Origin of the sequence: Streptomyces sp. NPDC057486, assembly GCF_042802415.1 — a bacterium.
Lineage (GTDB): Bacteria > Actinomycetota > Actinomycetes > Streptomycetales > Streptomycetaceae > Streptomyces > Streptomyces yanii.
In genome coordinates, this window is sequence record NZ_JBHVEE010000196.1 from 1 (window position 1) to 13615 (window position 13615).

The 13615-nt window shown below is 66.1% G+C and carries 17 protein-coding genes and 4 pseudogenes; 9 read left to right on the forward strand and 12 right to left on the reverse strand.

Annotated features, from left to right (window positions below):
* Positions 1 to 181: 181 nt before the first annotated feature.
* The gene (locus ACFU6I_RS44870) at positions 182 to 763 is read left to right on the forward strand and encodes a hypothetical protein (RefSeq protein WP_384379234.1); all 582 of its coding nucleotides are present in this window, start codon (positions 182 to 184) and stop codon (positions 761 to 763) included.
* Positions 764 to 845: 82 nt separating this feature from the next.
* Positions 846 to 1157 (forward strand): annotated as a pseudogene (locus ACFU6I_RS44875) (transposase); the annotation flags it as partial.
* A gap of 1 nt (position 1158) precedes the next feature.
* Here the strand turns inward: ACFU6I_RS44875 and ACFU6I_RS44880 are convergent.
* Positions 1159 to 1281 (reverse strand): annotated as a pseudogene (locus ACFU6I_RS44880) (IS5/IS1182 family transposase); the annotation flags it as partial.
* Between the two features lie 516 nt (positions 1282 to 1797).
* Here ACFU6I_RS44880 and ACFU6I_RS44885 point away from each other — a divergent pair.
* The 3 genes from ACFU6I_RS44885 to ACFU6I_RS44895 all read left to right on the forward strand — a co-directional run bounded on the left by ACFU6I_RS44885 (position 1798) and on the right by ACFU6I_RS44895 (position 4633).
* Positions 1798 to 2984 (forward strand): IS3 family transposase gene (locus ACFU6I_RS44885; protein ID WP_384379237.1). Its coding sequence is split into 2 segments (ribosomal slippage): positions 1798 to 2071 and positions 2071 to 2984, totalling 1188 coding nucleotides; the frame shifts between segments, so codons are not numbered across the junction.
* Between the two features lie 128 nt (positions 2985 to 3112).
* Entirely contained in the window at positions 3113 to 4408 is a 1296-nt protein-coding gene (locus ACFU6I_RS44890) for an N-acetylmuramoyl-L-alanine amidase (RefSeq protein WP_384379240.1), read from the forward strand.
* 54 nt (positions 4409 to 4462) lie between these two features.
* Positions 4463 to 4633, forward strand: a complete 171-nt coding sequence (locus ACFU6I_RS44895; protein WP_384379243.1) for a hypothetical protein — start codon at positions 4463 to 4465, stop codon at positions 4631 to 4633.
* Here ACFU6I_RS44895 and ACFU6I_RS44900 read toward each other — a convergent pair.
* The 5 genes from ACFU6I_RS44900 to ACFU6I_RS44920 form a co-directional block, all read right to left on the reverse strand.
* Positions 4630 to 4758, reverse strand: a complete 129-nt coding sequence (locus ACFU6I_RS44900; protein ID WP_384379246.1) for a hypothetical protein — start codon at positions 4756 to 4758, stop codon at positions 4630 to 4632. The two genes, ACFU6I_RS44895 and ACFU6I_RS44900, sit on opposite strands and share 4 nt — an antisense overlap.
* 91 nt (positions 4759 to 4849) lie before the next feature.
* Entirely contained in the window at positions 4850 to 5017 is a 168-nt protein-coding gene (locus ACFU6I_RS44905; protein ID WP_384379249.1) for a hypothetical protein, read from the reverse strand.
* A 9-nt stretch (positions 5018 to 5026) separates the two neighbouring features.
* Entirely contained in the window at positions 5027 to 5338 is a 312-nt protein-coding gene (locus ACFU6I_RS44910) for a hypothetical protein (RefSeq protein ID WP_384379252.1), read from the reverse strand.
* 28 nt (positions 5339 to 5366) lie between these two features.
* Entirely contained in the window at positions 5367 to 5600 is a 234-nt protein-coding gene (locus ACFU6I_RS44915; protein WP_384379255.1) for a hypothetical protein, read from the reverse strand.
* Positions 5601 to 5946: 346 nt separating this feature from the next.
* Complete coding sequence (locus ACFU6I_RS44920; protein ID WP_384379258.1) at positions 5947 to 6759, reverse strand: hypothetical protein; 813 nt, start codon at positions 6757 to 6759, stop codon at positions 5947 to 5949.
* A 277-nt stretch (positions 6760 to 7036) separates the two neighbouring features.
* Here ACFU6I_RS44920 and ACFU6I_RS44925 point away from each other — a divergent pair, with 277 nt between their 5' ends.
* Positions 7037 to 7966, forward strand: coding sequence for an ADP-ribosylglycohydrolase family protein (locus ACFU6I_RS44925; protein ID WP_384379261.1), 930 nt, complete (start codon positions 7037 to 7039; stop codon positions 7964 to 7966).
* Positions 7967 to 8292: 326 nt separating this feature from the next.
* Here the strand turns inward: ACFU6I_RS44925 and ACFU6I_RS44930 are convergent.
* A pseudogene (locus ACFU6I_RS44930) lies at positions 8293 to 8517 on the reverse strand (IS4 family transposase); the annotation flags it as partial.
* Positions 8518 to 8896: 379 nt separating this feature from the next.
* Between ACFU6I_RS44930 and ACFU6I_RS44935 the strand changes: the two are divergent.
* Positions 8897 to 10000: a hypothetical protein gene (locus ACFU6I_RS44935; RefSeq protein WP_384379264.1), complete on the forward strand. Its 1104-nt coding sequence runs from the start codon at positions 8897 to 8899 to the stop codon at positions 9998 to 10000.
* Between the two features lie 348 nt (positions 10001 to 10348).
* Here ACFU6I_RS44935 and ACFU6I_RS44940 read toward each other — a convergent pair whose 3' ends face one another.
* Complete coding sequence (locus tag ACFU6I_RS44940; RefSeq protein ID WP_384379267.1) at positions 10349 to 10807, reverse strand: Imm1 family immunity protein; 459 nt, start codon at positions 10805 to 10807, stop codon at positions 10349 to 10351.
* A 117-nt stretch (positions 10808 to 10924) separates the two neighbouring features.
* Here ACFU6I_RS44940 and ACFU6I_RS44945 point away from each other — a divergent pair, with 117 nt between their 5' ends.
* Positions 10925 to 11113 carry a hypothetical protein gene (locus tag ACFU6I_RS44945; RefSeq protein WP_384379270.1) on the forward strand — a complete coding sequence of 63 codons (189 nt, stop codon included), beginning with the start codon at positions 10925 to 10927 and terminating at the stop codon, positions 11111 to 11113.
* Here ACFU6I_RS44945 and ACFU6I_RS44950 read toward each other — a convergent pair.
* The 3 genes from ACFU6I_RS44950 to ACFU6I_RS44960 form a co-directional block, all read right to left on the reverse strand.
* Positions 11110 to 11634, reverse strand: a complete 525-nt coding sequence (locus ACFU6I_RS44950; RefSeq protein ID WP_384379273.1) for a hypothetical protein — start codon at positions 11632 to 11634, stop codon at positions 11110 to 11112. The two genes, ACFU6I_RS44945 and ACFU6I_RS44950, sit on opposite strands and share 4 nt — an antisense overlap.
* 107 nt (positions 11635 to 11741) lie before the next feature.
* Entirely contained in the window at positions 11742 to 12260 is a 519-nt protein-coding gene (locus tag ACFU6I_RS44955; protein WP_384379277.1) for a DUF2716 domain-containing protein, read from the reverse strand.
* A 362-nt stretch (positions 12261 to 12622) separates the two neighbouring features.
* Positions 12623 to 12871, reverse strand: coding sequence for a hypothetical protein (locus tag ACFU6I_RS44960; protein ID WP_384379280.1), 249 nt, complete (start codon positions 12869 to 12871; stop codon positions 12623 to 12625).
* Positions 12872 to 13143: 272 nt separating this feature from the next.
* Between ACFU6I_RS44960 and ACFU6I_RS44965 the strand changes: the two genes are divergently transcribed.
* Positions 13144 to 13347, forward strand: coding sequence for a hypothetical protein (locus ACFU6I_RS44965; RefSeq protein WP_384379283.1), 204 nt, complete (start codon positions 13144 to 13146; stop codon positions 13345 to 13347).
* 76 nt (positions 13348 to 13423) lie between these two features.
* On the opposite strand, the pseudogene ACFU6I_RS44970 reads toward ACFU6I_RS44965, so the two are convergent.
* Positions 13424 to 13615, reverse strand: a pseudogene (locus ACFU6I_RS44970) (group II intron reverse transcriptase/maturase); the annotation flags it as partial.

Sequence of the window (13615 nt, forward strand, 5' to 3'; positions counted from 1 at the left end):
CTTTCATGCCCGCGGCCGCATCCGAACCTCCATCCAGATGGTCACCCCGCTGCCGCACACCTCGAACGAGATCCGGTTTGCCACAACGCACTGAGTCATCCACGGGTCGTGCACCGTCGGACACGGGCGCGCTGTTCGCTTCGGTGATGCCGTGTCAGCGGCACTCGCTATCGTCCGTGTCATGACCTCAAGTGATCATCTGCTTGACCTGATCCAGAGCACCCCTGAGATCGATCTGCTGCTGCGGTCATCGTTCGGGTTCGACATCCACCGGAAGCACAATGGCGATGGCTTGAGGCTTGCCTCGGGTGCGCCGCTGGAGGTGATCGCCGGGGAGTTCGCCGGTGGGGCGTACTTCCTGTGCGCTGAGCAGAACGGTCGCCGGCCGGTGGTGTTCGCGAGTTCCGAAGGGGAAGGCGGGCTGCTCGCCGATGACCTGGCGGACGCGTTGGAAATCATCATCGGGCTGGAGTGGCGGGACTGCCTCTCGTTCTCGGGCGGTGGCGATGTGGAGATCATGCAGATCTCCGCTCAACACCTCGCGCGGTCCCGTGACAAGCACAACCCGGACATCGACAGCGAAGCTGCGCAGGTGGCTGCAGCCCTGTCGCTGCGTATGCCGCCTGTCGCCGACCTCGTCATCCGGTTGCACGCAGCCGCCTCGAAGACCGAACCTGACCACGTCGTGACCGACGACGAAGGGCAGGCGTTCGACCCGCCGTTCGGTGAGCACCTGGAGCCTCGCCACGGTGGCTGGCGCTGAACCCGACCGGCCGCTACCGCCAGTCGCATCGGCACCGGCCTCTCGATCAATGTCTGGCAACGCGTCGGGCAGTCTCTCCGATGTGTCTGCCGACCTTGTTCCCGACGGTCTCTGGGAGCGCATAGCTCCGCTTCTCCCAGTCCAGCCTGCCCGGCGCCATCGTCACCCCGGCCGACTGCCGGTGCCGGACCGCGTCGCACTGGCCAGCATCGTCTACGTGCTGCGCAAAGGTGTGGCCTGGCGCGATGCGCCCATCCAGGCCGTTGGCTGTTCGGGGGTGACCGCCTGGCGTCGGCTCCGGGACTGGGCTGAGGCCGGCGTCTGGCCCCGCTTACACGAGGTCCTTCTTGCCGAGCTGCGAGCGGCGGGTCTCCTGGATATGGATGACTCGGCGTCTCGTACCGGCCCTGATGCCCGCTGACCGAGGGATGCGCGGCCTTCCAGGCTGTGATTACCGGCTCGATCAGCGCTCAACGCTCGTCGGACAAGTCACTGGGGTACGGTTTGCGCTCGCTCATCCCGCCACCCCAGCAGACTCCACCTCGCCAACCAGGTCCGACCGCCCAACCCCAAACCATCAGGTGAGGACAAAGTATGAATCAGCTCGCGTATCGCCCTCTCACGGTGATTCGGCGTGTGGTTGTCCTCACGCAGGGCGGGGACAACCACACACCATGAGGTTCTTCGTCTGCTGGTGGTACCACGTCCGCGCCTTGCTTGACCAGGGAGTATGACTCCGTTGACGAAGCACATGGGGAAGTTGGTCCGGGAATGGCCCGGATCTTGGTAGCCCATGGCGAAAGCCGTCGCCGACTGGGCCCCCAATCTGATTCCTGGCGGGCACCTTGGTGAGCAGCCCGGTGCCGTACGTCTTCCGTGGACGAGACCGAACTGCGGTGTCAGGACTGTTGTAGATAGTCAACGACCCTGAAAGCCCTGGACATTGGGGCAGTCAACGGGTTGAGCTGAACCGGATTCCGTAGCGGTCCTGAAGCCAGGCATGATTGCCACGGCAGATGGGAAGCACAGGTCCGATGCCTGCACCCCGGAAGTATCCCGACGAGCTCCGCGAGCGAGCCGTCCGTGAAGTACAGACCTCTGGCCGTCCGGTCGCCCACGTGGCCCGGGATCTCGGTATTCACAAGGAAGCCTTGCGCCTGTGGGTCCGCCAGGCCGAGGCCGACCAGGGCAGCCGGCCCGAACTGCTCACCTCTGCGGAGCGAGCGGAGCTTGTCCAACTCCGCAAAGAAGCTGCCGAGTTGCGGCGGGCGAACGAGATCCTGAAGGCCGCCAGCGTGTTTTTCGCAAAGGAGCTCGACCAGCCCCGCACGAGGCCGACGCGGTGATCAACCACCTCCGCGACGACTTCGGGGTCGAGCCCGTCTGCCGGGAACTGGACCTGTCGGTCTCGGCATACAACGCCCGCCTCAGACGCCCGAAGTCTGCCCGCCGCCGGCGCGATGAACAGCTCCTTGAGCACATCCGTCGGATCCACTCCGCGTCCGGCGAGACTTACGGAACCCGCCGAGTCCACCGCCAGCTGCGGCGTGAGGGCGTGCATGCGGCCCGCTGCACCATCGAGCGGCTGATGCGCGAGGACGGCCTGGAAGGCGTCATCCGCGGACAGCGGCGCCGCACCACCATCCCCGAACCAACCGCCCCACGACCACCGGACCTGGTCAACCGGCACTTCAGAGCCCACCGCCCCAACCAGCTGTGGGTCGCCGACCTCACCTACATCCGCACCTGGTCCGGCTGGGTCTACGTCGCCTTCGTCCTGGACGTGTACTCGCGAATGATTGTCGGATGGCAGCTCGCCACCCACATGCGGACCGATCTCCCGCTGGACGCCCTGGAGATGGCCTTGTGGCGGCGGGGAATCAAGAAGGGCTCGGGACTGATTCATCACAGCGACCGCGGATCGCAATATGTGTCGATCCGCTACGGCGAGCGGCTGATCGAGGCCGGCGCGACCGCATCGGTCGGCTCCGTCGCCGACAGCTACGACAACGCCATGGCCGAGGCACTCAACGGCTCCTTCAAGGCAGAGCTGATCGAGCACCATGGCCCCTGGCGAGACGCTGACCAGGTCGAACACGCCGTTGTCCAGTGGGTCGGCTGGTACAACACCAGGCGACTGCACTCCGCCCTCGACTACGTTCCACCCGAAGAATTCGAGGCCCAGCACTACCAATCACAAGCGACAACGAACGCCGTCTGAAAACACACCAACCGGCCGCTACGAAACTCAGGACAGCTCAGGTTAGAAGGAAGGCTGCCTGCTGGCGTACACGGAACAGCGTGGCGTAGCGGCGAGAGACCCCGGACAGCCCTGGAGAGGAACGTCTCATGTCCTTTGAGCCCGTGTACATATCCCGGCGCAATGCCCTGCGGGCCGGCGCCGGCGCAGCCGCCGTCGCCGGTCTCGGGGCCGGCCAGCTGGCCGGTGCGAGCGGTGCCTCGGCCGCCGCTCCGGCCGACCCGTCCGACACCGCATACATCATGAGCTGCGACGAGTGGGGTGCCCGGCCGCCCGCCGGGGAGCTGACGACCCGTACGGGCTCCACCCGGCGGATCGTGGTGCACCACATGGCGTTCCCGAACACCATGGACTTCTCCATGGAGGCGGCCATCGCCTGTGCCGAGCGGGTCCAGTACATCCACATGGACAAGAACGGCTGGTCGGACACCGGAAACCACTTCAGCATCAGCCGCGGCGGCCATGTCCTGGAAGGCCGGCACGGCAGCCTGGACGCGCTCGAGGACGGCGGATACCAGATCGTCAGCGCGCACGCCGTCGGCCAGAACACCCAGTCGATCGGTATCGAGAACGAAGGTACCTACATCGACGAGCTGCCCACCGGCAAGCTGTGGTGGTCGCTGGTTCAGCTCTCCACCACCATCTGCACCCAGTACGGCTTCGGCGCCCAGAACATCACCGGCCACTGGGACTGGAACAACACCCAGTGCCCCGGTGCGAAGTTCTACTCCACCTTCCCGCTGCTGCGCCTGCACGTCGCCAAGCGCCTCGGCCAGCACCCGAGCACCATCCCGGCCCGCACCTGGCCCGACACGTTCACCTCCTGCGCGGGCGCCACGGTCCGTACGCTGCAGCACCTGCTGAACACCCAGAGCTTCAACCTCGTTACGGACGGGGCCTTCGGCCCGGCCACGCTGGCAGCGGTGCGCGCCTTCCAGACGGCGCACGGCTTCCCCACCGCCTCGGACGGCACGATGACCGGGCCGACCTGGGAGGCGCTGGCCCCGGAGATCGGCATGGGTGCCACCGGGTCTGCGGTACTCGGCGTCCAGTCGATCCTGGCGACCAAGCTGTACGCCGTGAAGGCGACCGGCACCTTCGACCGGGCGACGTGGGTCGCGGTCGCCAAGCTGCAGGCCCTGCACGGGCTGCGGGTCACCGGGCGGGTGGACCTGAGCACCTGGTGTGCCGCGCTCGGCGGTGTGGTGGAGGAGAACTTCCGCGGGCTGAAGGGCCAGGCGGGGCTGGAAAGCGAGCTTGTCGTGCCGGAGGCCGAGACCCTGCCCCCCGTGACCCTCGCAGCGGACGGGGTCGTGGCGAGCGACACACCCGCCACGCAGTTCGAGGAGTTCCCGGTCGACCAGGACGTCCAGGAAGGGGTGTAGGCCCTGCGCCGGCGGCGCCCGACCTCAGGGCGCCGTCGGGCCAGTACGGTGTCGATGGTCCCGAAGAACGCCGCGATCCCGGGCAGGTTCAGCCCCATGGCCCGGGACGCGGCGAAGTCCTCGCCGCTCGCCCACTTCGATGTCCAGCCACTCGCCGTCCGTGAGCCCGTCCAGGCGGCGCCGAGGAAGCCCTCGTGGTGCGCCTCGAAGTCGGCGACGCCCTAGGTGTTCTGTCCATGGAGGTTGGTGACAGGGTTCACGGTCGGGTGATCTTGAACGAGTGAGGGCCACCGGACGATCCCGGACTTCCCCGAGCTGGAACCACCGTTGAGAACGATCACCTCAGTCATCACCGCGCCACAGTAGAGGCACTGCAGCAACCCTTGAAACGGATTTCCGCGGAACGCTGCCCGCCTCCGACAACCCGGTGAACCTTCCCGGTCAGAGCACTAGTTCGCCGAGCGCACCTTCCAGCTCTTCGGCGAGGGCAAGTACTTCCTGGAGGTAATGGACCTCGGCATTGAGATCGAGAGCCGAGTCCGTGACGGGTTCCTCGAAATCGGCAAGAAGTTGAATATCCCGCCGCTCGTGACGATGGGTCTTCGCCACCTGTCCCGACTACCGGCGGACGGCGCTCAGCCCGTTGCCGAGATCCGTAACCTCAGCTCCAGTAAGGACATCAGGGACGGCACTGAGTCGGTCTGTCCGGAACTGCACTCGGTCCGGGCGCGGGCCGATCGGCAGCCAGCCGTACAGGATCAGCGCGTCATCGTCCTCTTCCGCTGATTCGCCGCCCAGATCGACGACCAGTGCGACGGTCCTGTCCAGCTCCCGCTGGATCAGCCGCTGAATGGCATCCTCTGCCTGCCCATGCTCACTCTCGGTCAACCCGTCAAGTACGAAGGTGAGGATCTGGGTGTCCGGCGCCACGTACCTGACATCGCACACCACGTCCGTGTCAGGACAGCCAGAACTGCATGCAGAGCGGCCCGACCGACAGGCCGACAAGCTCCAGGATGCGCTCGGGGGGCAGCTTCACCTGTTCCCCCACGGCGTCCAACAGCATCCCGCAACCCAGCGTCGGGTGCTCGACGGTCATCCCGGACTCGGCCAGGAGGTCGGTGACGGAGCGGAACTCAGCCTCGTCCATCCGGCCCTCGCGGTACCAGGACAGGTAGGTCTTCTCAGACACCGTCAGCGCTCCTTGTCGTTATTGCCCGACATCTTGGAGAAAAGAGGCTCACGAATACCGGCCACCCTTCTTCAACAAGCATCTGACATCGAGAATCGCACGGGTGATCATTTATCAGTCAGGTCCTAGCGAGCTCCAGCTCAGCAAGCGTTCGGATCCACTTGGTGCTGCTGGAGGATCTGCGCACTCCAGGTGTCCACCACGGGACTGCGCCGGTAGAAGACGTTCGGCTGTACGACCGGGTGCCCCTGCGGATGATCCGCAGCAGCCGCCTGTCCTCGTCGTCATCGATTTCGCGAACCTGTACACGCTCTGGCATCCGCATAGGATCTCGCTCGTTGCGCGGTCACATGGGAGCCCCGGGTGGCGCGTAGTGATTCAAGTAGTCCTGCAGTTGCGGCTCGAGCCGTGGCAGGTCACGGTCGTTGACCGCATGCCAGAGGCGGTTCTCGATCCAGAACCGATGGGCAAACTCCTCGAACGACGGCGCACACCACAGGATCGCGGCCCTCTGCTCCTCCGCATCCTCGAGATCGGTCTGTGTCTCTTCCCCGTCGCGCCGCGCCTCGTACTCGTACTCGTAATCGAGGTCGGAGTACACCACGAACGCCTCGCTCATCGGGCGGAGGTAGAGGTACCAGATGACGCAGTCCTGCTGATCCCGGAAGAACCGCACCAGGAAGGCACCAGGCTCGACCGGACTGGGCAGCGGCTCCGAAAGATTTGTCCAACAACCAGTTACCGAGACCTCGTCCAGTGAGCCGTACAGATTCTCGCTGGTCTGGAACGTGACGAAATCCCGCGGCAAGGTGAGGCCCCTGGTTGAAAGATCCCTTGCCAGGCCGTTGAGCTTCATGACCTGCCGTGGGATGGGGTCGCCGGCGTCCCCGAGCCATTGAAAGGCGCCCGTGAACTGGGTGGAGTCCAGCGGCGGCAGACTCTCGAGGGAGTAGTGCTCGTAGGTGTAACGACAGGCACGGTACTTGCCGAGGTCGGTGGCGCACCAAGCGGCGTCGAAGCCGGACGGAGGCAGGACGGACCCTGGCTGTTCACTCATCGGAACCCCCGGTTGATCACTGCGAGCGGAGTTGTCGGCGCCAGCATCGCATCGGCCACCGACAACGCCTGCCGAGGGGCGGGCGTGGACCACGACGGGCACCGGATGATCACGGTGCGGACCGAGGACACGGTCACCCTGTACGCCCGGTCAGGGCGGGTCGTCACGCCGTAGTGGATGGACCTGGCCACTGTCGGGATGGAGCTGCTCCCGGGGACGGTCCTCGACGGTGTTATGTGACCTGTACGGGTGTCTCAGCCCCAAGGTGTCTCAGATGGCGCACCTCTGTAGACGAGAGGTGTTCGCCGCCGATGGTTCGGGGAGCCGAAGAAGGAACAGGACCGTGCGGCCGTCAGTGCGGCACAGATAACCTGCGCGAATGAAGCGGATTCAGCGGGCCGCTGGCGCGGTCGTCGGCTCAGCGGTGGGTGACGCCCTGGGCGGCCCCTTCGAGTTCGGTCCCCAGGGAGCGTTCTCCGCGCGGTTTCCCGCGCCTGGTGCCGGTGGCGAGATGTGCGGAGGGGGTGGCTGGGACCCCGGCGAGGCCACTGACGACACGCAGATGGCCATCCTGGTCGCGGAGTCGCTGCTGGAGCGAGGCGGACTGGATCTGCCGGACATCTTCGCCCGCTTCCAGCGGTGGGCAGCATCAGACCCCAAGGACATCGGCCTGCAGACCGAGGACGTCCTGACCAACGGCATGCCCTGGGACCTCGCCGCCGCGATCCATTTCCAGGTCAACCAACGAGCAGCCGGAAATGGCTCCTTGATGCGGGCATCGACCTCCGCAGTCCACTTCGCGGCCGTCGGTCAAGAAGCCACCATGGACGCGGCTCGCCGCATCGCTGCCCTCACCCACGGTGACCGCGCGGCCTGGGAAGGCACCGCGATCTACCACGAAGTCATCCGCGTCACGTTCGAGGACACCGACCCCCTCACCGCGCTCCCGGACATCCTGGCTCATGTCCACCCCGACCACCGCGGCTGCTACGCCACCGTCCTCGCGCCCGACTGGCACCCCGATCAGGCGACCGAGTTCAACGGTGCCGTCTGGCCCTGCCTGGGCTCCGCCGTCTGGGCCTTGCGCACCACCACCAGCTTCGAAGACGCGATACGCGCGGCAATCGACCTCGGCGGCGACACGGACACCGTCGCCGCGGTCACCGGAGGCCTCGCGGGGGCGTACTACGGGCTGGACGCAATCCCCGCCCGCTGGACCCAGCCACTCCATGTCCCCCTCCCAGGCTTCGACGGACGGGTACTGCACCTGGCAGATCTGCTCCACCTTGCACACCGCCTCGGAGACTGAACCGCAAGCTGTTCTACGAGCGCGATTACACAGACCTCCGCAATGGCGACTACCACGTCCGCACTCTGCTGGAGATCACACTCCATGCTCTGAGGGCCAAGGCACGACGCGAGCTGAGCGCAGTGGTCGGTCCCGCAGACCAGCGCGTGCTTGACCGCACGCTCAACAATCCCTTCGCGCCCCAAGACCTCCCCTGGTGGATGCGTCGAATCGGTGTCTGAACCTCCAGCCGTTCCTGGTTCTGACCGACATCTCCAGGCACATCAGGCCAGAAGCGCTGCCAGCACTGGCCGACATTCGTTCTTCGTTTTCACCTATGCAGCCACCGGACCGAAGACCGCACCCAGCAGACCCCGGGTTCCGGTCTCGGCCAAGGCCATCAGCATCACCGTGGGATAACCGGCCCAGGCCAGCCGGTACTTGATCCGGCCGAGCCAGCCCCGATTGCGTTCGGAGTCGGGGACCTTGATCGAGCCGCAGCCGTCGAACGCCACCGTGCGGAAATGCCGGTAGCGCGCCCCCGGCGTGTGCGGCTGGGCCAGCGGACCGGCCCACGGAGGTGTACGGCGTCGCGCCCCGACCAAACCATCCGCCTCCGCGAAAGCGACACCCCGGGCGTCGTCCTGCGCACCGCCCCCGCCCGCATCGCCGCCCTGCTCCAGCACCTCAAGACCACCGCGAGCTCGCACCCCGGCGCCTGACCGGTACGCGGCCAATCCGCCATCCGTGCTGGGCAGTTGGGTCTTTACTCCCTCCGGATCATGGGGAAGACTGATATACCGCGCCGCGGCCATCAGCCCACCGCGATCCTCTCCCCACGCTCCGCCGCGAGAGCCTCCGGTCCGCGCGCATCGCACGACCCGCCCGGCCCGCCCCCGCGAGACGGTATCTCCCCCCACCCCGGCTCCACCGCCCCGGTGAAGGACACACATGCCACGCTCGACCCTCATCACCCGCGCCTCGGCTGCCGCTGCCCTCGCATGCGCCGCCGTGGCCCTGGTCCTGGTCTTCGCACGCTACGACGCACCCGCCCGGCGCTGGGACATCCTCGCGGCGCTCGGCGCGGCGACAGTCGCTGCCGGCGGGTGGGCGCTTGCCTGCCGTACGGCGCCCCCGCTCAGGACGGCATCTCCGGCCGCCGGACAGGGGACGACTTACTCCCCGCCACCTCTGCCGCGCAAACTCCCGCTCCCCGCCCGTGACGCGGGCAGGGCGACGGGTGCCATCCTCATCGTCCTCACCCCGTTCACACTCACCCGGCTTGCCGCCGGCACCAAGGGCGGCATCCTCAGCGGGCTGCTGATCATCCTCGTCTTCATCGTGACCGTAAAAGCCCTCGGCTTCGCACGCCGCCAGGTGAGCCAGGCCGACATACAGCGCAAGCTGCGCGTCCTGGCCGAGGACGCCGACCGCGGCGAGCTCCACGCCGTACGGGTACGGGTCGGGGAGCCGGTACGCATGCGCTATCTCAAGCGCGGCAGCAAACCGGGCGAGCTGGACGTCACGCAGTTCCACTGGCTCGTCCTGCGGAAAGGCGAGCGCGAGGTCAAGCTGGCCGCTCCTCCCGAGGAGGTGGGCCGGGCCGCCCTGCGGCTTGGCGACCAGGAGGGCTGGCTGATCTGGCCCGAGCGGTGGAAGCTGATCGAGGCGGAGCTCCCCGCGGCCTTCGTCGCCGACAGCGGCGAGATCCTCATGGGTCTCACCGACCCGGACGAGGCCCACCCATACCTGAAGGGCGCCCTCCATACCGCCCCCGGCGACCGGACCATCCGCCGCCTGCCCCGCACCGCGAAGTTCCAGGCCCCTGTTCACACTCCGATACTGGGCGGCGCGCTGCTCGCGGCGCTGCTCACCGCCCCGGTCCTGTACTTCGGCTCTGACGACATGCCGGCCGCGCTGAGCTGGCTTCTGTGTGCCCTTGCGGCGGCCGCGATCGTGATCGGTGCGATACGCGGAACAAGAGAAGCCACCCGGTCCCTCCCGGAGGGCCTGTCCTGGACGGTGGTCGAGGAATCGGACCCGTCTATCGCGTAACCCCGTGTCGAGCACCCACACGCCTGCCGTACGGTCGCCTCATGACTGAACTGGTGTTGCGGGGACGCCAGGTCACGGCGCGCTTAAGAGCCTGTCGGGTGGCCGGTTGATTACGCCGCGATGTAGTCCTCGACGGTGTTGGCTCGTGCAGTCTTGCGAGATGCCCCGGAGCGAAGACTCCAGAGGCGACCGAGATGGAACGCGTGAACACGGTGATGGCAGACTGAAGACGCAACGGGACCCCGGACCTTGGGACGATTCTGGCGAATCACCATCGTCCATCAGGGGTCCCGTCGTGCGTCCAGGCTCTCCCACCAGCACGAATCACCCCCTTGACAGCCCCGCCGATCAGCAAACTTCGCGGCCTTGGGTCTTGCCGACCTGAAAAAGATAATCCGCCCTCTGACCGGAGTACAGGAAGCCGTCAGATTTCCGGCTCCTCCTGCCATTCGATGCACGCAGGCTTTTGCCCCCAGAGAGAAGAAACTCCTTTACCGCCTCACGCACAAGGGGGAGCGGAATTTCTGCCGAGGCAGGAAACTCTCTTGGATTTCCCACAAAGTGGTACACAACCTCTTCCCCCTGACCCTCCAAAGCGCCAGCCGAAAGATAATTCTTGTCATCAATGAAGCTCGCGATCCCGACCTGCCGTTCCTCGTTGACTCCAACCAGGAATTCATGGTCTGGAAATCCCGAAGGGAGAAGTTCGCGCTGCTTGCTATAGAGGGCCGCCATGGTCTCGGACTCCTCCCCGGAGGCAAGGTAATCGATCATCGCATCGACATCCTCGGAGGAATAGATGGCCATGGGCTCACCCGTATGCTGCCCTCTATAAAAAGCCTCAACTTGAATCTTCGTCACTGTCCAGCCATGTAGGGGTGCAAGCGGGTCACGGAAGAGTGGTCCGCCAGAGCAAGGAGCATCATGCGCAAGGTCAACGCCACCCTCTCCATCACCCTCGACGGAGTCGTCCAGGGCCTGGGTCGTCCGGACGAGGACACCCGCGGTGGCTTCACCCACGGGGGCTGGTGCGGCAAGTACAACGACCAGGTCATGGGCATGGAGATGGGCAAGAGCATGTCCACGCCCACGGACAATTTTGAGCCCCTTTAGCCGACGGAAACTACGGGTTCCGGCCCCGGAAAGTTCGGAGGGAGCCCGTGCGGTGCGGCCGTCCCGGAGCACAGCCAGGCGAGATAGCCCGTGAGGCTGCCCTCGTGGTGGAACCAGTCGTCATTCCGACCGGCCACAACGACTGTCCATTCGTTGGGCTGCCCTGCCGTACGCCAGTAGAACTCGTCCCCGTCTATCGAGCCGCCCCACAGCAGCAGCCCTCCCGATTCCGGGAACACAGGGTAGCCACCCAACATTTCCTTCTGCGCCATATCCTCGGCACCGGCGAGATCCTCTCTCTTCGCCTCGACGAATCCCGCTTCGCCTCCTGGGGCCGGAGACGTCACAGTGAGGAATTGCCCGATCTCCAGCCGAGGGTACGACTCCGCCAAAGCGATGTAGTCGTCCGGCAGCCCAGTCCCCAACCCGTCGAAGACCACCTGCCAGTCGATGCGCCGTGGAACCTCGAGACGTTGCGCCATCAGCCCCGGCAACGCAGCCTCTAGGGATTCGATGCTCAACAGCCACCCCCATTTGCGTTCTTGTTGTCTATCCGCACACTACGGCCGCGCCTCATTCGCCTTGCTGCGGGCACGTATCCTCGCCGGACCATGAGCCAAGCCCGAGCTCAAGCTGGGTCTACTGCCCTTCCAGACCTGCGGATCGGTGGGCCAAGCACCTTGTCGACCTCGGTTGATACCGCGTCAAGGAACTCCTCACCGAACAGGCAGATGGACTGTTCCCAGGGGTGGCCAAAGCTGCCCATGCGGAAGTCTTCCGAAAGGAAGACGTAGTAGTCCCCATCGGGGTACGGGCTCAGTGGCCAAGCTGGTTGCCCAGGACCGCCGACCTCGTGCGGAATGAAGCGGTACGAGGTGTGCTGCCAGTCCAGCGCGAACAGAGTGCCCTGCCGGTGAACGCAGGAGGCCAGCCCATGCTCGACCACCTCGACCAGGCGCTCCAGACGCTCGTAGTCCGGATCAACGTCAAGCGCAGCGAGGCTCCAAGCGGCCGACGCGGCAGGTTCCTTGATGGCCGGCCACCTGAGCGCACTCGTACTCGGCCGGAACTGGAACTCCGCGTAGAAGCGGTCCCAGACGCGCCGATACTCAGCCTCTGGCAGCACAGCCACGGGATCTTCCAACACCCATTGATCCTATCGATTGGCCAGACTGTGGGCCGCTGATAAGTAGATCACGAAAGTGCCGACAGAACCTTGAAAACTCAAAGATCCCCATCACTCTGGGGTACGCCGTTGCGTGCGGGGATGCCTGTTCTCAGGGGCCTGCGCCCGCTACGGGCGGTGCAGCTGGATGCTGGTGACCCGGGCCTGGGGGTAGAGGGGCCCTCTTCCAGGGGTGTGTGCAGGGAGTCCTGCACACGGCGCAGCGGGCGAGGTAGAGCGCGGAAGCGGGGCTGTGCGCGGGTGCGGGCGTGACGGTGTACTCGCGTTGTTCGATGACGGTGATGAGGCGTGGCCAGGGGGTGGGGCAGAGGCAGGTGTCCTGGTCATCGGTCGTGGGCCTCCTCGGTGGGTGACTTGGCGGTGCGCCGGTTCGGGTCCCGGCGGATTTCCCGGGCCACCTCGGTGATCTCGTTGTCCCCGTAGGCGGTGCGGATACCCGAGATGGTCATGCTGCCGGCCCCGGCCAGGGATTCCAGGCGATACGGGCGGGCGCCGTGGAACTCCCGCCCGTAGGCGAGGAGTCGGCGGATCTCGGCGTCCGCCGCGGCCTTGCGGGCCCGGGCGTCCTGCAAGGCCAGGAGCAGCGGGTCGGCATCCAGGCCCTCGCGGCTTGGCAGCCTGTCGCCGTCCCCGCCCGGGCCCGAAACCGGCGGCAGCTACCAGCGAGTTCGCGCCTACCTGCGGGAAAAGCGCCTCTCACCTGGACCGGTTTCCGTCAGGCCGCCGACCCCTCGAAGTGTCTCCGGATGGATTCTGCGACACCCCGAAAGCCTCACGGAGAGCAAACAGATACGACTCAAGGCGGTGCAGGCCCACTGCCCGGAAGTGGACGTCCTCACCGGGCATGTCCTTCGCCCGAATGCTCACCGAGCGCGAGGGCGAGCGACTACCGGAACGGCTCGACGCCGTCCGGCAAGACGACCTGCCCACCCTCCACACCCTCGCCGCAGGCATCGATCGCGACCGGGACGCCGTCATCGCTGGCCTCACCCTGCCTTGGAGCTCCGGCGTCGTCGAAGGTCAACCGGATCAAGATGCTGTCGAGTAGCCGGGGGCATCACAGCCCCCGGCTCTCACGGAACCGTACGTAACAATCTCTCGTTATACGGCTCTTGTTGCCCTGGTCACCAGACGACGGGGACGCTCGGCACCCAGGCCCAGTGAGCGAAGAACCGAGGCCGCCTTTCGACGGTTCTGTTCCACGCGTCCTGCGCCTTCTTGCGCCCTCGCAGCCGTTTGTACTTCTTGCGGATCCAGCGCATCAGGTAGGCATTGATGCGCCCCAGAAGGGGATAAAGCGCCGATCGGTAGAAGGC